At 62.0% G+C, this 22,643-nt stretch carries 17 protein-coding genes; 1 reads left to right on the forward strand and 16 read right to left on the reverse strand.

Translation table 11 applies throughout. The features are described from left to right. Positions 1 to 128 precede the first annotated feature (128 nt). On the forward strand, positions 129 to 1,382 hold the full coding sequence (locus J2Z17_RS10085) for a L,D-transpeptidase family protein (protein WP_209944505.1): 1,254 nt from the start codon (positions 129 to 131) through the stop codon (positions 1,380 to 1,382). A 327-nt stretch (positions 1,383 to 1,709) separates the two neighbouring features. On the opposite strand, the gene dnaE is transcribed toward J2Z17_RS10085, so the two are convergent. The 16 genes from dnaE to nuoG form a co-directional block, all read right to left on the reverse strand. After that, positions 1,710 to 5,210, reverse strand: coding sequence for a DNA polymerase III subunit alpha (gene dnaE, locus J2Z17_RS10090; RefSeq protein WP_209944508.1), 3,501 nt, complete (start codon positions 5,208 to 5,210; stop codon positions 1,710 to 1,712). A 448-nt stretch (positions 5,211 to 5,658) separates the two neighbouring features. Then, positions 5,659 to 6,354 carry an ABC transporter ATP-binding protein gene (locus tag J2Z17_RS10095; RefSeq protein WP_209945098.1) on the reverse strand — a complete coding sequence of 232 codons (696 nt, stop codon included), beginning with the start codon at positions 6,352 to 6,354 and terminating at the stop codon, positions 5,659 to 5,661. Positions 6,355 to 6,374: 20 nt separating this feature from the next. After that, positions 6,375 to 7,688: a lipoprotein-releasing ABC transporter permease subunit gene (locus tag J2Z17_RS10100; RefSeq protein WP_209944510.1), complete on the reverse strand. Its 1,314-nt coding sequence runs from the start codon at positions 7,686 to 7,688 to the stop codon at positions 6,375 to 6,377. 42 nt (positions 7,689 to 7,730) lie between these two features. Further along, positions 7,731 to 9,053, reverse strand: a complete 1,323-nt coding sequence (proS, locus tag J2Z17_RS10105) for a proline--tRNA ligase (RefSeq protein WP_209945100.1) — start codon at positions 9,051 to 9,053, stop codon at positions 7,731 to 7,733. 542 nt (positions 9,054 to 9,595) lie between these two features. Beyond that, on the reverse strand, positions 9,596 to 9,865 hold the full coding sequence (locus J2Z17_RS10110; RefSeq protein WP_209945103.1) for a DUF1467 family protein: 270 nt from the start codon (positions 9,863 to 9,865) through the stop codon (positions 9,596 to 9,598). 103 nt (positions 9,866 to 9,968) lie between these two features. Beyond that, a complete protein-coding gene (mce, locus tag J2Z17_RS10115; protein ID WP_209944512.1) occupies positions 9,969 to 10,373 on the reverse strand; it encodes a methylmalonyl-CoA epimerase in 405 nt (134 codons plus the stop codon). A gap of 56 nt (positions 10,374 to 10,429) precedes the next feature. Continuing rightward, positions 10,430 to 12,097: a ribonuclease J gene (locus J2Z17_RS10120; RefSeq protein WP_209944514.1), complete on the reverse strand. Its 1,668-nt coding sequence runs from the start codon at positions 12,095 to 12,097 to the stop codon at positions 10,430 to 10,432. Between the two features lie 14 nt (positions 12,098 to 12,111). Beyond that, the gene (locus J2Z17_RS10125) at positions 12,112 to 12,879 is read right to left on the reverse strand and encodes a biotin--[acetyl-CoA-carboxylase] ligase (RefSeq protein WP_209944516.1); all 768 of its coding nucleotides are present in this window, start codon (positions 12,877 to 12,879) and stop codon (positions 12,112 to 12,114) included. Next, on the reverse strand, positions 12,876 to 14,321 hold the full coding sequence (nuoN, locus tag J2Z17_RS10130) for an NADH-quinone oxidoreductase subunit NuoN (RefSeq protein WP_209944518.1): 1,446 nt from the start codon (positions 14,319 to 14,321) through the stop codon (positions 12,876 to 12,878). The genes J2Z17_RS10125 and nuoN overlap by 4 nt, the downstream gene beginning before the upstream one ends. Before the next feature lie 18 nt (positions 14,322 to 14,339). Next, entirely contained in the window at positions 14,340 to 15,851 is a 1,512-nt protein-coding gene (locus J2Z17_RS10135) for an NADH-quinone oxidoreductase subunit M (RefSeq protein WP_209944520.1), read from the reverse strand. Next, on the reverse strand, positions 15,851 to 17,854 hold the full coding sequence (gene nuoL / locus J2Z17_RS10140; protein ID WP_209944522.1) for an NADH-quinone oxidoreductase subunit L: 2,004 nt from the start codon (positions 17,852 to 17,854) through the stop codon (positions 15,851 to 15,853). Before nuoL ends, J2Z17_RS10135 begins: the two co-directional genes overlap by 1 nt. A gap of 7 nt (positions 17,855 to 17,861) precedes the next feature. Then, the gene (nuoK, locus tag J2Z17_RS10145; protein WP_209944524.1) at positions 17,862 to 18,170 is read right to left on the reverse strand and encodes an NADH-quinone oxidoreductase subunit NuoK; all 309 of its coding nucleotides are present in this window, start codon (positions 18,168 to 18,170) and stop codon (positions 17,862 to 17,864) included. Between the two features lie 28 nt (positions 18,171 to 18,198). Then, the gene (locus J2Z17_RS10150) at positions 18,199 to 18,813 is read right to left on the reverse strand and encodes an NADH-quinone oxidoreductase subunit J (protein ID WP_209944526.1); all 615 of its coding nucleotides are present in this window, start codon (positions 18,811 to 18,813) and stop codon (positions 18,199 to 18,201) included. 154 nt (positions 18,814 to 18,967) lie between these two features. Continuing rightward, positions 18,968 to 19,459, reverse strand: a complete 492-nt coding sequence (gene nuoI, locus J2Z17_RS10155) for an NADH-quinone oxidoreductase subunit NuoI (protein WP_209944528.1) — start codon at positions 19,457 to 19,459, stop codon at positions 18,968 to 18,970. Between the two features lie 40 nt (positions 19,460 to 19,499). Further along, the gene (nuoH, locus tag J2Z17_RS10160) at positions 19,500 to 20,543 is read right to left on the reverse strand and encodes an NADH-quinone oxidoreductase subunit NuoH (protein WP_209944530.1); all 1,044 of its coding nucleotides are present in this window, start codon (positions 20,541 to 20,543) and stop codon (positions 19,500 to 19,502) included. A 12-nt stretch (positions 20,544 to 20,555) separates the two neighbouring features. After that, positions 20,556 to 22,637 carry an NADH-quinone oxidoreductase subunit NuoG gene (nuoG, locus tag J2Z17_RS10165; protein ID WP_209944532.1) on the reverse strand — a complete coding sequence of 694 codons (2,082 nt, stop codon included), beginning with the start codon at positions 22,635 to 22,637 and terminating at the stop codon, positions 20,556 to 20,558. Positions 22,638 to 22,643 lie beyond the last annotated feature (6 nt).

Here is a 22,643-nt window from a genome sequence, read left to right on the forward strand (position 1 = left end):
GCCTGCCAGCGGAACCTTTTTGGGCGAAAACCGGCCTACACGAAACCGTGAACTAGGCACTGCTTCAAAACTTCATTAAACACCCGCTTATATGGTTACGCGTTAATATTCACCAGGGGCGAGATTTCATGATGAAGCGTTTCACCTTGGGCCTTCTGGTCTGTGCCGCAACGATTTCGGGCGTCTGCGCCCCCGCTTCGGCCGACGATGGCAGGGCGCTTCAGATCTATGTGTCCAAGGCCACCCAGTCGCTGGTGGTCTATGATGGCGACGCGGTCGTGGCGACCTCCAGGGTCTCGACCGGCAAGGCGGGCCACACCACGCCGTCCGGCGTCTTTTCCATCCTGCAAAAGCAGCGCTACCACGAATCCAACATCTATTCGGACGCACCGATGCCGTGGATGCAGCGGCTGACCTGGTCCGGCATCGCGCTGCACGAGTCCAACAGCGTGCCGCGCCATGCCGCCTCGCATGGATGCGTGCGCCTGCCGGCAAACTTCGCCCACTCGCTCTACCGGATGACGAAGACCGGCGCGCATGTGATCATTACCGATGACGAGGTGACGCCGCGGCCCGTCTATTCGCCGACACTGTTCAATCCTGCCGGGACGCAGACGCAGGGCGAGGCCCTGTCGGATGCGGATCTGCGCCCAACCTCGATCCAGGCGAATGGCAGCATCATCGAAGTGGCGATGGCCAAGCCGCTGCCGAAACCGGCCGCCGGCTCGGCCGCCAGCCCGAAGGCCGCGGCAGCCCACGAGGCGCCGTTGCGCATCCTGATCACCCGGCGCGACATGCGCGAGACCGTACACGACGTGCAGGATATGCTGACCGAACTCGGCTTCGACGCCGGTACGCCCGACGGCGTGATCGGCAGCAAGACGCGCAGCGCCATCGCCGGCTACAAGCGGTGGAAGAAGCTGCCCGAAGGACCGCAGATCACCACCGCCTTTCTCGACGCGTTGCACGAGAGCGCCGGCCGCAGCGCTGCACCAAACGGGCAATTGCTGGTCCGCCAGAATTTCAGGCCGGTGTTTGAAGGTCCGATCGAGATTGCCGATCCGCAAAGGCCGCTCGGCACGCATTTTCTCGAGGCGACCCATGTCGATCGCGCCGCCGGCAAGGCGGACTGGCACGGGGTGACGATGGACAATTACATCCCCTCGCCGACAGCCAGACGCCTCGGCATCGATACCGACAGCCAGGCGAGCGACATGGAAGAGGCTTTGTCGCGGATCACCGTGCCCGGCGACCTGCGGGCCAAGATCGCCACCCTGCTCGATGCCGGCTCGTCGATTACCATCACAGATGCCAGCGATCCCCGCGAGACAGGTCGCGGCACGGACTTCATCACCATGACCCGCCCGACACCGCGCAGCTGAATGTTCTGACCTTGCGTCTGCCGGCGCATCGGCGATCCTCACAACACGGGGCCGCCGGTTCGCGGGGGCTGCGGCCAGGACAGGGAAGCTGCGCAAAGAGCCTGCATTTGTCAGTTCTGGCACAGAGCGCCCCGCCTCGGCAAAGACTGGCGCGGGCGGCCTCTACCGTATGGCATGTCACGCAAAACCACGGCCCGGAATCTGTATCAAGCCCGTGCGTGCACGCGCCTACGGCTCAGGTCGCCTGACCGCATGCGGCCATAACAATCAGCCCCTTGCCGGAACATCCTCGTTCAGAACCCCATGCCGCGGATCGTCGGAGCGCGGCTATACCAGCTCGACATCGATGACGCCGGGCGCCGAGCGCAAGGCGGCGGCGATATCGGGCGAGATGCGGTATTTCTCCGTCAGCTCGACCTCGATCTCGCGCTTGCCGTCCTCCTTGATGACGATGAAGGAGACCAGCCCCTCGCCCCGGGCATTGAGATGGGCGGCGACCGATTTCAGCGGCCCGGAATCGCGCACATAGATCCGGAGCGCCTTCTGCATCTGTACCGATTTCGCCTCCAGCGACTGGACCGTCTGGATGCGCAGGCCGATACCCTCCGGCCGCTCGTCGGCCTGGACGGTGATGACCAGCGACTTGCCGGCCTCCAGCAGGTCGCGATACTGGTTCAAAGCCTCGGAAAACAGCACGGCCTCATATTGCCCGGAGGAATCCGAAAAGACGATGATGCCCATCTTGTTGCCGGTGCGGGTCTTGCGCTCCTGGCGGCCGACGACCGTTCCGGCAAGTCGCCCGGCGGTCGCCCCCTGCTTCACTGCCGCGGAGAAATCGGCAAAGGACTGCACCCGCATCTTGTCGAGGATCGGCCTGTAGGCATCGAGCGGATGGGCCGAAAGATAGAAGCCGAGCACCTGGAATTCGCGCAGCAGCTTATCGGACGCAAGCCAGGGGGTGAATTGCGGCATGACGATCTTTTCCGGACCGCTCGCGCCGCCGGCGCCGAACATGTCGGACTGGCCGCTGACGGCATTTTCGCGGGCGCGCTGGGAATAGCCGATGACGCGGTCGAGACCGGCGCTCATCTGCGCCCGGTCAAAGCCGAAGCAATCGAAGGCACCGGCCGTGATCAGGCTTTCAAACACCCGGCGGTTGATCTGCTTGGGGTCGATCCGCAGCGCGAAGTCTTCCAGCGAGGCAAACGGCGTGTCGCCGCGCACTTCGGCGATATGATCGGCCGCCGCTTCGCCGACGCCCTTGATGGCGCCGAGCGCATAATAGATCCGGTTCTCGCCCACCTCGAACCGGCGATAGGATGTCTGCACCGAAGGCGGGATGACCTCGATGCCGAGACGTCCCGCATCCTGGCGGAAATCGTTCAGCTTCTCGGTATTGGCCATATCATAGGTCATGGTCGAGGCGAGGAACTCGACCGGATAATGCGCCTTCATATAGGCCGTCTGATAGGAGACGATGGCGTAGGCGGCGGCGTGCGATTTGTTGAAGCCGTAATTGGCGAACTTCGCCAGAAGATCGAAGATGACGTTGGATTGCGGCTTGGAGACGCCGTTTGCCACGGCACCGTCGACGAAGCGGGCGCGCTGCTTGTCCATCTCCTCCTTGATCTTCTTGCCCATGGCGCGGCGCAGAAGGTCGGCTTCGCCGAGCGAATAGCCCGACAGCACCTGGGCGATCTGCATCACCTGCTCCTGGTAGACGATAACCCCTTGCGTCTCCTTCAGCAGGTAGTCGATCGTCGGATGGACGGATTCGATCTCTTCCTCGCCGTGCTTGCGGGCATTGTAGACCGGGATATTCTCCATCGGGCCCGGACGGTAGAGCGCCACCAGCGCGATGATGTCCTCGATGCAGTCCGGCCGCATGCCGAACAGCGCCTTGCGCATGCCCGCACTTTCCACCTGGAACACGCCGACCGTCTCGCCGCGTGACAGCATTTCATAGGTCTTCTGGTCATCCAGCGGGATTGCCGCCAGATCGACCTCGATGCCGCGACGGCGAACGAAATCGACGGCAGTCTTCAACACCGTCAGCGTCTTCAGGCCGAGGAAGTCGAACTTCACCAGGCCGGCCTGCTCGACCCATTTCATGTTAAACTGGGTGACCGGCATGTCCGAGCGCGGATCGCGGTACATCGGCACCAGTTTCGACAGCGGCCGGTCGCCGATGACGATGCCGGCGGCATGGGTCGAGGCGTGGCGATAGAGGCCTTCGATCTTCTGGGCGATGTCGAGCAGACGGCCGACCACCGGCTCCTCGTCGGCCGCCTCCTGCAGCTTCGGTTCTTCCTCGATCGCCTTCGACAACGGCGTCGGATTGGCCGGGTTGTTCGGCACAAGCTTGCAGATCTTGTCGACCTGGCCATAGGGCATTTCGAGCACGCGCCCGACGTCGCGCAGCGCCGCACGGGCCTGCAGCGAACCGAAGGTGATGATCTGCGCCACCTGGTCGCGGCCGTATTTCTTCTGGACGTAGCGGATCACCTCTTCGCGGCGGTCCTGGCAGAAGTCGATATCGAAGTCGGGCATCGACACGCGTTCCGGATTGAGGAAGCGTTCGAACAGCAGCGAGAAGCGCAAGGGATCGACGTCGGTGATCGTCAGCGCATAGGCCACCAGAGAGCCCGCACCCGAACCTCGCCCGGGTCCGACCGGGATATCCTGCGCTTTCGCCCATTTGATGAAGTCGGCAACGATCAGAAAGTAGCCCGGGAACTTCATCCGCTCGATGATCGAAAGCTCGAATTCGAGCCGCTCGCGATATTCCGCCTCGGTATAGCCAGGCGCGATGCCGAGCGCCGCGATGCGATCATCGAGGCCCTCGCGCGACTGGCGCTTCAACTCTTCGGTCTCGGCACGCTCCGCCTCCAGCGGATCGTCGGAGGCCCCGGTAAAACGCGGCAGGATCGGCTGGCGGGTATTCAGAATGAACGAGGAACGCCTGGCGATCTCGATGGTATTTTCCAGCGCCTCCGGCAGATCGGCAAAGAGCTCGCACATCTCGGCACGGCTCTTCAGATAGTGATCCGGCGTCAGACGGAAGCGGGTGTCGTCGGACACGATGGCGCCATGGGCAACCGCCATCAGCGCATCATGGGCATCGAAGTCGTCGCGGGACGGGAAGAACGCCTCGTTGGTCGCCACCAGCGGCAGATCGAGCGCGTAGGCAAGATCGACAAGCCGCCGCTCGAGCTTGCGGTCATAGGCGGCATGGCGCTGCAGTTCGACATACAGACGATCGCCGAAAGCCTGCTTCAGCCGCACGAGCCGCTGTTCGGCAAGCGCCCTGTGTCCATCCTTGATCGCCTGATCGATCGGCCCGCTGGAAGAGCCCGTCAGGGCAATCAGCCCGTCTGTCCCGTATTCCTCGAACCAGGATGCCTTGACATGCACCGCCTGGCTCGCCTCGCCGGACAGATAGGCACGGCTGACGATATCCACCAGCCGCTCGTAACCAGCCTCTGTGGCGACCAGCAGCACCATGACGGGGAACTTGCGCAACCCGTTCTGGCTACCGCGCGAGGCATCCTCGCTCGCGTCTTCCATGTCGATCGAGACCTGACAGCCGATGATCGGCTGCAGGCCCTCGTCCTTGGCCTTCTGGGCAAATTCAAGGGCGACGAACAGATTATTGGTGTCGGTAATCGCAATCGCCGGCTGATCGTCGCCGACGGCCTTCTTCAGGATTTTCTTGAGCGGCAATGCCCCCTCAAGCAGGGAATGGGCCGAATGTACCCGCAGATGCACGAAGCCCGGCGATCCACCCACCGCGACACCCGCATCCTGCTCGACATTCAAATCAGCCATTTTTACCCACCTTGCGACTCTGACAGACGCTGTGGATTTTCCTCTCTGGGGCGACGGAAGTCCACCCCGCAAGGAGAGCGGCCGGAGCTTGTCCGACCGAAATTATCTTACAGTGCGAACATCAGCACCGACATGCTGGCAATGAACATGGTGATCGAGGCAAAGGCGGCTACGTCACGCAAAACTTCAGTCATGGCTCTCTCCTATCTCTTTATGTTTTTACTTTGTTCTACTTTCGTTCCGTCGTCAACAGGTTTTTTCCTAAAGATGACGCGGCCGTCGGCATCACCGGCAGAGCGACGTCTGCGGTGGGCGACGGGGGCCGCGAAATGACGGATGCAGCCAGGCACTGCAGTGCGGTCAACGCTGCGTCTTGGATGCATCAAAAAGCTATGATTTCGGGAGAGTTGGCCTTATGCCCGGCGCGCCAACCACGCTTGCGCTAGACTCAGGCGGCGCCGGGGTCGTAGGCGATGACCTTGCCGTCGGCAAGCGTGACACAGCGGTCCATCCGCCGTGCCAGATCGTGGTTGTGGGTGGCGATCAGGGCCGAAAGGCCGGACTGGCGAACCAGCGCCTCCAGCGCCGCAAAGACGTAGGACGCGGTCTCCGGATCGAGATTGCCGGTCGGCTCGTCGGCAAGCAGGACCAGCGGCGCATTGGCAACCGCACGGGCAATCGCCACGCGCTGCTGTTCGCCGCCCGACAATTCGGCCGGCCGGTGCGAGGCGCGGTGGCCGATCCGCATATAGTCGAGCAGCTGGCTTGCCCGCTCACGCGCTTCCGCCATGCCGAGCCCTGCAATCAGCTGCGGCATCATGATGTTCTCGATCGCGGAGAATTCCGGCAGAAGATGATGGAACTGGTAGACGAAGCCGACGCTTTCGCGGCGTATGGCGGTGCGCCGCTCGTCGGAAAGCCCGTTGCATTCCAGGCCACCGACCTTGACCTCACCGGCGTCGGGATGCTCCAGCAGCCCCGCCAGATGCAACAGCGTCGACTTGCCGGTGCCCGAGGGAGCGACTAGGGCCACGGTCTCGCCGGCGTTGAGGGTGAAATTCGCACCCTTCAGGATCGAGAGCACGCTCTCCCCCTGTCCGTAGTGGCGATCGATACCGGTCAGCGTCAGAACGGGTTTTTTCATCTGGTTCACGTTCTGCATCCTCACTCGTAGCGCAGGGCCTGTACCGGATCCAGGCGCGATGCACGCCAGGCCGGGAAGATGGTGGCGAGAAACGACAGCACCAGCGCCATGACGACAACCGAGAAGGTCTCGGGGAAGTCCATGTCGGCGGGCAGCTGGCTGAGGAAATAGAGCTGTGGATTAAACAGGACCGTACCCGTCACCCAGGAGAAGAACGCGCGGATGCTTTCGATGTTGAGGCAGACGACCACACCGAGCAGCACGCCGGCAAAGGTGCCGCTGATGCCGATCGCAGCGCCCGTCATGAAGAAGATCCGCATTACCGACGAGGCATTCGCCCCCATGGTGCGCAGGATGGCGATGTCGCTCGACTTGTCCTTCACCAGCATGATCAGGCCGGAGATGATGTTCAGCGCGGCCACCAGAATGATCAGCGTGAGGATCATGAACATCACGTTGCGCTCCACCTGCAGGGCGGAGAAGAAGGTCTGGTTGCGCTCGCGCCAGTCGGTGATGAAGATCTGCCGGCCTGCCGCCGCCTCGATCTTCGGCCGCAGCGTGTCGATATCGTCGGGGTGATCGACATAGATCTCGATCGACTGGGCGATGCCGTCGGCATTGAAGAACAGCTGCGCCTCCTCGAACGGCATGTAGACGATGGTGGAATCATATTCCGACATGCCGATCTCGAAGATGCCCGAAACCGTGTAGCTCTTGACCCGGGGATTGACCCCCATCGGCGTCACATCGCCTTCCGGCGAGACGAAGGTGATGCTGTCGCCGGCCTGGATACCCAGTTGCTGGGCCATGCGGCTGCCGATCAGCACGCCTTGTCCCGACGTGAAGCCGACCATGTCGCCGGACTTCAGATTGTTCGTCACAAGGTTCAGCTTCATGATGTCTTCGGTGCGGATGCCGCGCACCAGCGCGCCGGTGCTGGCGCCCTGCTTGGCCGAGGCCAGAACCTGGCCCTCGACGAGCGGCACGGCGAGCTTGACGCCCTCGACCCCGTCGAATTTCTTCGAAAGGTCGGCATAGTCGGTCAGCGGACTATCGACCGGCTGGACGATCATGTGGCCATTGATGCCGAGGATGCGCGAGATCAGTTCGGTGCGAAAGCCGTTCATCACCGCCATCACGATGATCAGGGTCGCGACACCGAGCATGATGCCGACAAAGGAAAAGCCGGCGATCACCGAGATGAAGGCTTCCTTGCGCCGGGCGCGCAGATAGCGCCAGGCCACCATGCGCTCGAAGGCCGAAAAGGGCCGGGCGACCCTTGTCGTCGTCGGCCCGGCTTCCGCTTCGTCCCCAGCAACCGTCGCTTTCGCCATGTCGTCTCCTATGCCGGCCTTGAGAACCCGACTGTTTCAGGCTCAGGCTGTCAGACGGTTGAGGGCTGCCTCGACCGTCATCGTTTCGCGTTCACCGGTACGACGGTTCTTGACCTCGACCTCGCCATTGGCGATCGACCGGGGTCCGACCACGACCTGGGTCGGCACACCGATCAGGTCGGCCGTCGCAAACTTGGTGCCCGCCCGGTCATCGGTGTCGTCGTAGAGCACGTCCACGCCGGCCTTCTGCAGGTCGCCATAGAGCTTCTCGCAGGCGCCGTCACACGATGCATCCCCCGACTTCATGTTGATCACCACCACGTTGAACGGGGCGATGCTGTCGGGCCAGATGATTCCGTTATCATCATGCGAGGCTTCTATGATGGCGGGAACAAGGCGGCTCGGCCCGATGCCGTAGGAACCGCTGTGGACAAAGTGCTCCTTGCCGTCGGGGCCCTGCACCTTGGCGCCCATGGGCTCGGAATATTTCGTGCCGAAATAGAAGATGTGGCCGACCTCGATGCCGCGGGCAGACAGGCGATCGCCTTCGGGTATGGCGTCGAAGGCCGCCTCGTCATGCATTTCCGACGTTGCGGCATAGAGCGAGGTCCACTTGTCGAAGATCGCCTCCAGGCCCTTCACGTCGTCGAAATCGGTATCTTCGGCGGGAATGTCGAATTCGGTGAAGTCCTTGTGGCAGAAGACTTCCGATTCGCCGGTGTCTGCCAGGATGATGAATTCATGGCTGTGATTGCCGCCGATCGGGCCGGTGTCGGCACGCATCGGAATGGCGCGCAGACCAAGCCGGTCGAATGTGCGCAGATAGGCGGTGAACATCCGGTTATAGGCGTGGATCGCGTCTTCCTTGGTAAGGTCGAAGGAATAGGCATCCTTCATCAGGAATTCGCGCGAGCGCATGGTGCCGAAGCGCGGACGGATCTCGTCGCGGAACTTCCACTGGATGTGGTAGAGGTTGAGCGGCAGGTCCTTGTAGGACTTGACCGAGGAGCGGAAGATGTCGGTGACCATCTCCTCATTTGTGGGGCCGTAGAGCATGGGCCGGTCCTGACGATCGGCAATGCGCAGCATTTCCTTGCCATAGGCCTCGTAGCGTCCGCTTTCCTGCCAGAGTTCGGCCGACTGCAGCGTCGGCATCAGGATTTCGTTGGCGCCCGCCCGGTCCTGCTCCTCGCGCACGATGGCGCAGACCTTGTCGAGCACGCGCTTGCCGAGCGGAAGCCAGGAATAGATCCCCTGGCTCTGCTGGCGGATCATCCCGGCGCGCAGCATCAGGCGGTGGGAGACGATTTCCGCTTCCTTGGGATTTTCCTTGAGGATCGGCATGAAGAAGCGCGACAGACGCATGGCAGTTTCCATTGCATGGGGTCTTCCGCAAATGCGCGGAATCAACCCGCCCGGGTCAATAATTGGTTGCGTTCATACCCGGTTCGGCCGCGGAAGAAAACCCGCTGTACCGCGCCGTCCCGACTAGTTTTCCCCACACGAAGAAGGATAGGCCAGGTCGCGGAAATGTCAGGCGAATTGATGCTGCACTGCGACATATTCGACCCGATACTTTTTTCTCACTTGCTGTCTCAAATTTGCAAAATATGGGGTGACAAAGTGTTCGTACTACGCTAGCGTTAGCTTATAAAACAGGCAGGGAGATCAAATCTTTGCCATACCGCGGTAAAGTCTTGGGAGGATTAGATCTTAGGCGCGCTTGTCGCAGCCCCTTAATTGGTTAAGGATCACGCGAAACTAGAACAAGGCCTTACGGCCTTGTTTTTTTTTGGCTTTCTGAGATTGCGCGGTGGCATCCGGCACATCCGCAGCCGGCATCCAGACCATCTCCTCACCCACCTCTTTCCATTGCCGGCGAATCTGTCCGGCCGTTTTCGGCGGGATTACCCGAAATCCGGCACCATCTGCGGCAAGTCGTCGAAGCTGAATCCGAAATAGCTGCTCGCCAGCAGCCAGCCGCAATAGAGCGCCAGCGAGATCAAGGTGGTCGCGGCAAGCGTGCGGAATGGCCGGTAACGGGCCGGTGCGCTCTCGACCGTGCCCGGCGCGACATCGTTTTCCTCGGCCTGCGTGCGCAGCCCGATCGGCAGGACGATGAACAGCACGATCCACCAGATGATGAAAAAAATTGCAAAATGCTCGAGGAAGGCAATCACGGGCGACTCACATGTTCGAGAGGACGGTTGGCGGGATCGTGGCGCTGGATCGTGGATTTCGATGACGGCAGGCGAGCGGGCTCACAGGGCCAATGGACGATCAGACCTGCTCCAGTTCGATGAGCGTGCCGAAAAAATCCTTCGGATGCAGAAAGAGTACCGGCCGCCCATGCGCGCCCGTCTTCGGCTCGCCGGCCCCCAGCACCCGCGCACCGCGCTCGATCAGGCTGTCGCGGGCGACAAGGATGTCGTCCACCTCGTAGCAGATGTGATGCATGCCGCCGGAGGGGTTCTTGTCGAGGAAGGACCGGATCGGAGAGCCCTCGCCAAGCGGCTCGAGAAGCTCGACCTTGGTGTTGGGCAATTCGACGAAGACCACCGTCACCCCATGCTCGGGCAGCGACTGCGGCGCCGACACGCTGGCGCCCAGCGTGTCTCGATAGCTTGCCACCGCCTTGCCGAGATCCGGCACGACGATGGCGATGTGATTTACCCGTCCGAGCATGTCAGAGCCTCCCTTCTCCACTGCCGAACACCGGGCCCCTGCAGGGCCCGGCGCGATCAAACCTTGGTGACGAATACCGTTACGACCGGCTTCTTGCCCCAGGCTTCGTTGGCCGCCGAGCGGACTGCCCGCCGGACCGCTTCGCGCAGCATCTCCAGATCCTTGCGCCGGGCACGCGGAATGCTCTCCACGGCGCCGAGCACAGCGTCATAGAGCACGTCTTCCATGTCCTCGCCCTCGTCGTCGCATTCCGGCAGACCGATCAGCACCACCTCGGGGTCGCCGCGGAAGTCGAAGCGGCCGTCGAGCACCAGATTGACGCCGACATGGCCGACGAAGGACAGCTTGCGGCGATCCGAAATACCCATCTCGTCGGCATCGCCGATCAGCTTGCCGTCCTTGAACACCCGGCCGAACGGCGCGTGGTCGATAACTTCAGGCGCGCCCGGCGCCAAGCGCAGAATGTCGCCATTGCGCACCTTCGGCACGGTCTTGATGCCCGACTGCTCGCCGAGTTCCTTCTGGGCAACCAGATGGGCCGCCTCGCCATGCACCGGCACCAGGATCTCGGGACGGATCCACTGATACATCTGCTGCAGCTCGTTGCGGCGCGGATGGCCGGAGACATGCACCAGGGCTTCGGCGTCGGTGATGATCTTCACGCCCTGTTCGATCAGGCCGTTCTTGATCTCGATGATGCCCTTTTCGTTGCCGGGAATGGCGCGCGAGGAAAACACGACCGTGTCGCCTGCCGTCAGCGCCACATTGCGCATCTCGTCGCGGGCAAGCTTGGCCAGCGCCGCACGCGGCTCGCCCTGGCTGCCGGTCAGGATGATGACGACCTTGTCGCGCGGAATATAGCCGTATTCGTCTTCGGCGATGAAGGGTTGGATGCCTTCCATCAGACCGATGTCATAGGCGACATTGGTGACCCGCTTCAGCGAACTGCCGAGCAGCAGCACATCGCGGCCTGCCGCCTCGGCCGCCTGCGCGATCGAGCGTATGCGGCCGACATTGGAAGAAAAGGTGGTGATGGCGACGCGTCCCTCGGCGTTCTCGATCACCTGGCGCAGGCCGTCGGAGACTTCTTCCTCCGAGGGAGAAACGCCGTCGCGCATCGCATTGGTGCTGTCGCACATCAGCGCCAGCACGCCTTCGTCGCCGATCTGGCGGAAGCGGTTCTCGTCGGTAAACGGTCCGAGCGACGGCGCGTGGTCGATCTTCCAGTCGCCGGTGTGGACAAGATTGCCGAGCGCCGTGCGGATGATCAGCGACATCGGTTCGGGGATCGAATGGTTGACGCCGACGGCCTCCACCTCGAAGGGGCCGACATTCACCCGGTCGCCGGCCTTGAACGGCGTGATCGGGATTTCGCGGCGACTGCCCTCATAATCCCGCTTAGCTTCCAGCATCCCGGCCGTAAAACCGGAGGCATAGACCGGAACGTTGAGCCCCGGCCACAGATCGTTCAGCGCGCCGTAGTGGTCTTCATGCGCGTGGGTGATGAAGATCGCCTTGAGGTTCTTCTTCTCCTGCCGCACGAAGCGAATGTCCGGCAGGATCAGGTCCGCGCCGGGCAGGTCGGGTCCGGCGAAGCTGACGCCGCAATCCACCATGATCCACTGGCGTTTCGCTGCCGGGCCATAACCGTAAAGGGCGAGATTCATCCCGATCTCGCCCACGCCGCCCAATGGCACAAACACCAGTTCGTCTGTCTTGCTCATACTGTCTCAGTCCATCATTCGAAAAAGACGTCGCCGGCTGCGATCGTCGTCATGCGCTCATCCGCCTGTCTTAACAGGAGCAAGCCTTTATCATCAATTCCGCTAAACTCGCCGGAAATCGACCGGTCGGGCAGATTGACGGTGATTTTTTCGCCGATTCCGCAGGCATGCCGGCGCCATCGCTGCACGATGCGTGCTGTGCCCTGCCCCCGATCCCACAAATCCAGGGCTTCGGCCATCGAAACGAAGAGCCGGGCGAACAGTTCCTCGGGCGACATCGTAACACCATGGTCGGCGAGACACGTCACCGGATATGTCGCAAGCTCCGGCTTGAAGGCGATATTGATGCCGATGCCGATCACCAAAGCGTGACGTCCGTCCGGCAGCGACTGACCTTCCAGCAGGATGCCGCAGGTCTTGCGGCGGCCGATCAGGATATCGTTCGGCCATTTGATCTCGAGCGGCGCGGCATCGGCGGCGAGCACCGTGCGGATCGCATCATGTACGGCAAGCGCCACAGCCAGCGGCAGCGATCCAAGATCGGCCATCGGCGCGGGATCGATCAACAGCAGCGATGAATAGAGATTGCCGGGCTCGGACACCCAGGTCCGGCCGCGACGCGCACGACCGCCCGATTGGGCGGTCGCCGTGATCCAGAGATGGCCGGGGTCGCCGGCAAGGGCACGCTCGAAGCATTCGGCATTGGTGGACCCCACCTCCTGCAAGGCTTCATGCCTGAAGTCGGCCGGCAAAGATCGATGCCGTGACGCCTGGTCGCTCAATAGAAGAGCGACTGCGCTGCGATGCTGGCAGCCCTGTCGATCGGACCGCCAAACAGCACGTAGCAGGTGACGAACAGGCCGGAGAGCCCGAAGACGAGGCGAAGCTCGCCGGCAACCCGGGTGAATTCGCCGGTCGGCTCATCGAACCACATGACCTTGACGATCCGCAGATAGTAGAAGGCGCCGACGACGGAAGCGAGCATGCCGACGATCGCCAGGCCGTAGAGCTTGGCTTCAATGGCGGCCACAAAGACGAAATACTTCCCGAAGAAGCCTGCCAGCGGCGGAATGCCGGCCAGCGAGAACATCAGGGCCGTCAGCACGAAGGCCATGAACGGCTTGGTCGTCGACAGACCGGCGAGATCGTCGATGTTTTCGACATTGCCGCCTTCCTTGCGGCGCATCGCCATGATGCAGGCAAAGGTGCCGAGCGTCATCACCAGGTAGATCGTCATGTAGAGGATCACGCCGGAGACGCCGGTCTTCGAGCCCGCAGCCAGGCCGACAAGGGCAAAGCCGATGTGACCGATCGACGAATAGGCCATCATGCGCTTGATGTTGCGCTGCCCGATGGCTGCAAACGAGCCGAGCAGCATCGAGGCGATCGAGATGAAGACGACGATCTGCTGCCACTCGACGAAGATCGGCTGGAAGGCCTCGATGACGATGCGCACCAGGATCGCCATGGCGCCAACCTTCGGCGCCGCGGCGAGGAAGGCCGTGACCGGTGTCGGCGCGCCTTCGTAGACATCCGGCGTCCACATGTGGAACGGAACGGCCGAGATCTTGAAGGACAGGCCGGCCAGCACGAAGACCAGACCGAAGATGACGCCGAGATTGGGCGTGCCGGCGCTGAGAACGCGAGCAATTTCCTCGAAATTCACATTGCCGGTGAAGCCGTAGACGAGCGACATGCCATAGAGCAGCATGCCGGACGACAAGGCGCCGAGAACGAAATATTTCAGGCCCGCTTCCGTCGAGCGCAGGCTGTCGCGGTTGATCGCGGCGACGACGTAGAGGGCGAGCGACTGCAATTCGAGCGCGAGATACAGCGAGATCATGTTGTTCGACGAGATCATCAGCATGATCCCGAGCGTCGCCAGCACCAGCAGGACCGGGAATTCGAACTTGTCGAGATGGTCGAACCTGGCATGGCCGACGGCCATGATCATCGCGAAGATCGAACCGATCAGCGCCAGCACCTTCATGAAGGTCGCGAAATTGTCGGCGACATAGGCACCGCCAAATGCCTGCCCCTCGGCCGGGACCAGCAGCATCCACATGCCCGATGCCACGAGCAGGGCAACGGCCAGACCCGTGACCGTCGGAGCCGACTTGTCGCCGGAAAAGACGCCGATCATGAGGAGGGCAAGAGCCCCGACGGCCAGGATCAGCTCCGGAGCGATCAGGTGCAGGCTTGCGAGAAGTGTTTCAGCGGTCATATTCAAAGCGTCCCGTCGTCAATTCGCAATAGGCGAAACGTGCTGTGCCGCCTGAATTGCTGCCTGGTAGTTGTTCACCATGAAATGAACCGTGGAGCCCGTCAGATTCAGGATCGGCGCCGGATAGACCCCGAAGAAGATCGTCATCGCCAGCAGCGGATAGAGTACCAATTTCTCGCGCAGGTTCAGATCGAGCATCGCCTTGACGCTTTCCTTCTCCAGTGCACCGAAGATGACCCGGCGATAGAGCCACAGCGAATACATCGCCGACAGGATCACACCGGTGGCCGCCAGCAGCGCAAACCACGTGTTGACCTTGAAGATCGCGATGACCGTCAGGAATTCGCCGATGAAGCCGGAGGTGCCGGGCAGACCGACATTGGCCATGGTGAAGACCATGAAGACGGCCGCGAATTTCGGCATGTTGTTCGCCAGGCCGCCATAGGCGGCGATGTCGCGGGTGTGCAACCGGTCATACATCACGCCGATGCAGAGGAACAGCGCACCCGACACGATGCCGTGCGAGAACATCAGGAAGATCGATCCCTGCACGCCCTCGACATTGCCGGAGAACATGCCGAGCGTCACGAAGCCCATATGGGCCACTGAGGAATAGGCAATCAGCTTCTTCATGTCGGTCTGCACGAAGGCGACCAGCGAGGTGTAGATGATGGCGATCACCGACATCGTCCAGATGAACGGCTCGAAGAAGTGCGAGGCCTCCGGGAACATCGGCATCGAGAAGCGCAGAATACCGAAGCCGCCGAGCTTCAGCAGCACCCCGGCCAGAACGCCGGAGGCCGCCGTCGGTGCCTCGACGTGCGCGTCGGGGAGCCAGGTATGCACCGGCCACATCGGCATCTTGACCGCAAACGAGGCGAAGAAGCCGAGGAACAACCAGTATTCCATACTGACCGGGAAGTTGTAGCGCAGGAGCTCGGGCACGCTCGTGGTGCCGGTTTCCCAATACATCGCCATGATCGCGATCAGCATCAGGACCGAACCGGCAAGCGTGTAGAGGAAGAACTTGATCGACGCATAGACGCGACGCTCATGCCCCCAGATGCCGATGATCAGGAACATCGGGATCAGGCCCGCTTCGAAGAAGACATAGAACAGCACGATGTCGAGCGACACGAAGACGCCGATGATCAGCGTTTCGAGGATCAGGAACGCGATCATGTAGGCCTTCAGCCGTACCTGGATCGCTTCCCAGGACGCCAGGATGCAGAACGGCATCAGCAGCGTCGTCAGCAGGATGAACAGAACGCCGATGCCGTCGACGCCGAGATGGTAGTCGATGCCGGTGCCGAGCCAGTCGACCTGCTCGGTCATCTGGAAACCGCCGGCCGTCGTGTCGTAGCCGGCCCAGATGAACAGCGACAGCACGAAGTTGAACAACATCGTCAGCAAGGTCACCATGCGGATATTGTTGCGGCCCTGCTCGCTATCCTCACGGGTCAACATCAGGAGCGCCGCGCCGACCAGCGGCAGAAATGTGACCACTGTCAGAATTGGCCAATCGGTCATCAGATAGAACTCCCGAGCATCATCCAGGTAATAAGTGCTGCAATGCCGATCAGCATCACGAAGGCATAGTGGTAGAGGTAACCCGTCTGAATGCGGGTGGCGCGCCTGGTCGTTGCGACCACGGCGGCTGCGACACCGTCAGGACCGTAACGGTCGATGACGGCCACATCGACCTTCTTCCACAGGAACCGGCCCAACGCCAGCGAAGGACGCACGAAGAGGAAGTCGTAGATCTCGTCGAAATACCACTTGTTGAGCAGGAACTGGTAGAGAACGCGGTGCTGGTTGGCCAGCTTGCGCGGAGTCTCGGGCGAGCGGATATACATGTACCAGGCGAGCAGGAAGCCGATCAGCATGGCGAGGAACGGGCTGAGCGCCACCCAGACCGGCACATGGTGATGCGCCTCCAGGATTTCGTTTTCCGGCCCGGTAAACAGCGCCTCGCGCCAGAAGCCCTCATAGCCTTCGCCGAAGAAGTAGCCATGGAAGATCCAGCCGGCAAACAGCGCACCGACCGACAGTACATATAGCGGGATCAGCATGACCTGCGGCGATTCATGCACATGGTGCATGACGTCGGCCGAGGCACGCGGCTTGCCGAAGAAGGTGAGGAAGGCCAGGCGCCAGGAATAGAAACTGGTGAACAGGGCGGCGATCACCAGCAGCCAGAAGGCCAGGCCGCCGACCGCCGAATGGGAGGCGAAAGCCGATTCGATGATCGCGTCCTTCGAATAGAAGCCGGCCGTGCCGAAGATGGTGAAGGGAATGCCGACGCCGGTCAGTGCCAGCGTGCCGATGGTCATGGCCCAGAAGGTCACCGGAATGTGCTTCCTGAGGCCACCCATGTAGCGCATGTCCTGCTCGCCATCGACGGCGTGGATGACCGAACCGGCCCCAAGGAACAGCAGCGCCTTGAAGAAGGCGTGGGTGAACAGGTGGAAGATCGCCGCGCCATAGGCACCGACACCGAGCGCCACGAACATGTAGCCGAGCTGCGAACAGGTCGAATAGGCGATCACCCGCTTGATGTCGTTCTGCACCAGGCCGACGGTCGCGGCGAAGAAGGCGGTGATCGCACCGATCAGCGTGACGAAGGTCAGCGCGTCGGGCGACAGTTCGAACAGCGGCGACATGCGGGCGACGAGGAAGACGCCGGCGGTCACCATGGTCGCGGCATGGATCAGGGCCGACACCGGCGTCGGGCCTTCCATGGCATCGGGAAGCCAGGTGTGGAGCAGGAACTGCGCCGACTTGCCCATCGCGCCCATGAACAGCAGCAGGCAGACGACGGTGATGGCATGGCCCTTGTCGAGGTTCATGCCGAAGAAGCTGACCAGTACGGCCTCGCCGCCCTCGGCACCTTCGGCCGGCAGGAAATCCTTGGCGGCGGCGAAGATGGTTTGGAAGTTGAGCGAGCCGAACAGCACGAAGATGCCGGCAATGCCGAGCAGGAAGCCGAAGTCGCCGACGCGGTTGACGACGAAGGCCTTCATCGCCGCAGCCGTGGCGGACGGCTTCTTGAACCAGAAGCCGATCAGCAGATAGGAGGCAAGGCCCACGCCTTCCCAGCCGAAGAACATCTGCAGCAGGTTGTCGGCGGTCACCAGCATCAGCATGGCGAAGGTGAACATCGACAGATAGGCAAAGAAGCGCGGCCGATGCGGGTCGTGGTGCATGTAGCCGATCGAATAAAGGTGAACCAGCGTCGAGACGGTGTTGACGACCACCAGCATGACGGCGGTCAGCGTATCGATCCGCAGGGACCACTGGACGTCGATGCCGCCGACCTGGATCCACTGGAGAACCGGCACGCGCAGGACCTCGCCGTCCTCGTGGCTGCCGAAGCCGACCGAGAAGAACGCATACCACGACAGCAGCGCCACCAGAACCATGAGGCCGGTGGTGATGTATTCGCTAGCCTTGGAGCCGATCTGGCGACCGAGCAGGCCGGCAATCATCGCGCCGATCAGCGGCAGAAAGACAATAGCCTTGTAGATAAGCATAGCCGGATCAGCCCTTCATCATATTGACGTCTTCCACGGCGATCGAACCGCGGTTGCGATAGAAGACAACGAGGATCGCGAGGCCGATGGCGGCCTCCGCGGCCGCAACCGTCAGGATGAACAGGGCAAAGACCTGGCCGACGATGTCGTTGAGGAAGGCCGAGAAGGCCACCATGTTGATGTTGACCGCGAGCAGGATGAGCTCGATCGACATCAGGATGACGATGATGTTCTTGCGGTTCAGAAAGATCCCGAAAACGCCGAGCGTGAAGAGAATGGCGCTGACCGTCAGGTAGTGGGAAAGACCGATTTCCATGATTTGTTTCCTTGACCTCTCAGCTGCCTCAGATGCCCTGACCCGGCTTGACCTTGACCACCTTGACGGCGGTCGCGGGCGTGCGGGCGACCTGTTTGGAAATGTCCTGCCTGCGGATGTGCTGGCGGTGACGCAGCGTCAGAACGATGGCGCCGATCATCGCGACCAGAAGCACAAGGCCGGCGATCTGGAAGAAATAGACGTAGTTGGTATAGAGCACGTCGCCAAGGACTGCCGTGTTGGAGCGGTCGGCGATCGCCGGGATCGGCATGCTGACCGCATGCATCGCTTCCGGCGAAATGGCGCTGCCACCGATGACGAAGATCAGTTCGGTAGCGACGATCAGGCCGATCAGGGCGCCGATCGGCGTATATTTTGCCGCCCCTGCCCTCAGTTCGGCGAAATCGATGTCCAACATCATGACGACGAAGAGGAATAGAACCGCGACCGCGCCGACATAGACGACCAGAAGGATCATCGCCAGGAACTCGGCCCCGGTCAGGAGAAACAGACCGGCGGCATTGAAGAAGGTGAGGATCAGGAACAAAACCGAGTGGACCGGGTTCTTGGCCCAAATGACCATGAATGCCGAGACCACCGCGACAATGGCGAAGATATAGAAAAATAGAGCCTGCAGACCCATAGCCGTGCCTTTTCATTTCCCCCGGACTGCGGCGAGGAGATTGCCGCTGCCCTTGCGAGTGCGTTGAAGCTATCCCCGCCCCTGAGCACTCCGGTTCCAATTTTTATGCGTTCCGCCATGCGCTTGCCGCCGCCGGAACAGTCTGGCCGTCCTATCACCGATAAGGCGAGTCGAGCGCGATGTTGCGCGCGATTTCCCGTTCCCAGCGATCCCCGTTTTCGAGGAGCCGCTCCTTGTTGAAGTAGAGCTCCTCGCGCGTCTCGGTGGCGAACTCGAAGTTCGGCCCCTCGACGATCGCATCGACCGGGCAGGCTTCCTGGCAGAAGCCGCAATAGATGCATTTCACCATGTCGATGTCGTAGCGCACCGTGCGGCGGGTGCCGTCATTGCGGCGCGGACCGGCTTCGATGGTGATCGCCTGGGCCGGACAGATCGCCTCGCAAAGCTTGCAGGCGATGCAGCGTTCTTCGCCGTTCGGATAGCGGCGCAGGGCGTGCTCGCCCCGGAAGCGCGGCGAGACCGGTCCCTTCTCGAAGGGATAGTTGATCGTCGCCTTCGGCTTGAAGAAGTAGCGCATCGTCAGGAAGAAGGCGCCGACGAACTCCTTGAGAAACAGGGAATTGATAGCTTGAGCAACACCCGCCATCTTCAACCTCCAAATCCGCTGTGTGAGAGCATGGTCATGATCATGCCCATCCCGTCAGCTTCAGCACGAATGCAACAATGACGACCATGGCGAGCGACAGCGGCAGGAAGACTTTCCAGCCCAGACGCATCAGCTGGTCATAGCGGTAGCGCGGCACGAAGGCCTTCACCATGCCGAACATGAAGAACACCATGCTGGCCTTCAGCACGAACCAGATGAAGCCCGGTACCCAGTTCAGCACGACGATATCGACCGGCGGCAGCCAGCCCCCGAGGAACAGGATCGTCGTCAGCGCGCACATCAGGCAGATGGCGGCATATTCGCCGAGCATGAACATCATGTAGGGGGCGGAGCCGTATTCGACCATGAAGCCAGCGACCAGTTCCGATTCCGCTTCCGGCAGATCGAAGGGCGGGCGGTTGGTCTCGGCCAGCGCCGAAATGAAGAAGATGATGAACATCGGGAACAGGCCGAGCCAGTTCCAGTCGAGCAGCGTGTTGGGCAGACCGAGCATCGTGCCGAGACCGTCGCGCTGCGAATTGACGATGTCCGTCAGATTGAGAGAGCCAGCCGTCAGCAAGACGCAGACGATGACAAAGCCGATCGAGACTTCATAGGACACCATCTGGGCTGCCGAGCGCAGCGCGCCGAGAAACGGATATTTCGAGTTCGACGCCCAGCCACCCATGATGATGCCGTAGACCTCGAGCGACGAGATGGCGAAGATATAGAGGATGCCGACATTGATATCGGCCATCACCCAGCCATCGGCGAACGGCACGACCGCCCAGGTGGCGAGCGCGAGCACGACACTGACCAGCGGTGCCAGCAGGAAGACGGCCTTGTTGGCACCGGCCGGAATGATCGGCTCCTTGAAGACGAACTTCAACAGGTCGGCAAAGGACTGGAACAGACCGAAGGGTCCGACCACGTTCGGTCCGCGGCGCAGCTGCACAGCCGCCCAGATCTTGCGGTCGGCGAGCAGGACATAGGCAATGAAGACCAGAAGGCAGACCAGAAGCAGGAGCGACTGGCCGATCATGATCAGGCCGGGCCAGAGATAAGTTGATGCAAACGAGTCCATGATCCCCACCCCTTATTCCGCAGCAGCTTGGAAGTTGTTGCGCGCCAGCGCGGAGCACTCCGCCATGACGGCGGAAGCGCGCGCTATCGGGTTCGTCAAATAGAAGTCTTTGACCGCAGACGCAAATCCGGATTTGTCCATCTTCCCTGCTTTTTTCGCGATGGTGGCGATATCGGCACCATCTGCCGGCATGATTTCGTCCAGCGCTGCGAAATGCGGGAAAGCCTCGAACAGCCGCATGCGCAGGGCACTCAGCGAATCGAAGGGCAGCTTGTGGCCGAGCACGTCGGAAAGTGCGCGCAGGATCGCCCAGTCTTCGCGGGCCTCGCCCGGTGCGAAGCCGGCACGGTTGCCCATCTGCGGACGGCCCTCGGTGTTGACCCAGATGCCCGACTTCTCCGTATAGGTCGCACCCGGCAGGATGACGTCGGCATGGTGTGCGCCGTTGTCGCCATGGCTGCCGATATAGACGGTGAACTTCGCACCCTTGGCGGCGAAATCGAGTTCGTCCGCGCCGAGCAGGAAGAGGACATCCATCGACGACAGCATCGACGCTGCGTCGACACTGCCATTGCCCGGCACGAAGCCGAGGTCGAGACCACCGACGCGGGATGCGGCGGTGTGCAGCACGGCAAAGCCGTTCCAGCCTTCGGCAACTGCGCCGACCGACTGCGCGAGGGCTGCAACCGCCGACAGGACAGCCGAACCGCCCTCTCCGGCAAGCGCGCCCTGGCCCAGAATGATCATCGGCCGCTCGGCAGCCTTGAGCTTGTCGAGGAAATCGATCTTGCCACCGGCCAGATCGGCAAGCGTTTCGGTGCCGGCACCGAGATAGTCGTAGCCGTAGCGCATTTCGCCACCCTCACCGATCACGCCGATCGGGAAGTTGCCGCGGCGCGAGCGCTTGCGGATGCGGGCATTCAGGACAGCTGCCTCGAAGCGCGGATTGGCACCGACGATCAGCAGCGCGTCGGCTTCCTCGATACCCTGGATGGTCGGGTTGAACAGATAGCTGGCACGACCGAGCGACGGATCGAGCGCCGAACCGTCCTGGCGGCAGTCGGTATTGGTCGAGCCGAGCGCGTTGATCAGCGTCTTCAGCGCGAACATTTCCTCGACCGAGGCCAGGTCGCCGGCAATCGCGCCGATCCGGTCTCCGGTGGTGGCGGCAACCTGCGCCTTGATCGCGGCAAAGGCCTCGCCCCAGCTGGCCGGCTGCAGGCGACCGTCGCGGCGCACGTAGGGACGATCGAGACGCTGGGTTTTCAGGCCGTCCCAGATGAAGCGGCTCTTGTCGGAAATCCACTCCTCGTTGATCTCCTCGTTGACGCGCGGCATGACGCGCATCACTTCGCGGCCGCGGGTATCGACGCGGATCGCCGAGCCGAGCGCGTCCATGACGTCGATCGATTCGGTCTTGTTCAGCTCCCACGGGCGGGCGGTGAAGGCGAACGGCTTGGAGGTGAGCGCACCGACCGGGCAGAGGTCGACGACATTGCCCTGCAGTTCCGACGTCATCGCCTGCTCGAGATAGGTGGTGATCTCGGCGTCCTCGCCGCGGCCGATCAGGCCGAGCTCGGAAATGCCGGCGACTTCGGTGGTAAAGCGGACGCAGCGCGTGCAGTGAATGCAGCGGTTCATCACCGTCTTGACCAGCGGGCCGATATACTTGTCCTCGACGGCGCGCTTGTTCTCGGTGTAGCGCGACGAGTCGATACCGAAGGCCATGGCCTGGTCCTGCAGGTCGCACTCGCCGCCCTGGTCGCAGATCGGGCAATCCAGCGGATGGTTGATCAGCAGGAATTCCATCACGCCTTCGCGGGCCTTCTTGACCATCGGCGTGTTGGTGAAGACTTCCGGCGGCTCGCCGTTCGGGCCCGGACGCACATCACGCACGCCCATGGCGCAGGAGGCCGCGGGCTTGGGCGGACCGCCCTTCACCTCGACGAGGCACATGCGGCAATTGCCGGCTACCGAGAGCCGCTCGTGGAAACAGAAACGCGGAACCTCGGCACCGGCCTCCTCACACGCCTGCAGCAGCGTGAAATGATCCGGGACCTCGATTTCCTTACCGTCGACCTTCAGCTTTACCATTTTCGC

Source organism: Heterorhizobium halophytocola, from assembly GCF_017873095.1.
In the GTDB taxonomy this organism is placed as follows: Bacteria; Pseudomonadota; Alphaproteobacteria; order Rhizobiales; family Rhizobiaceae; genus Allorhizobium; species Allorhizobium halophytocola.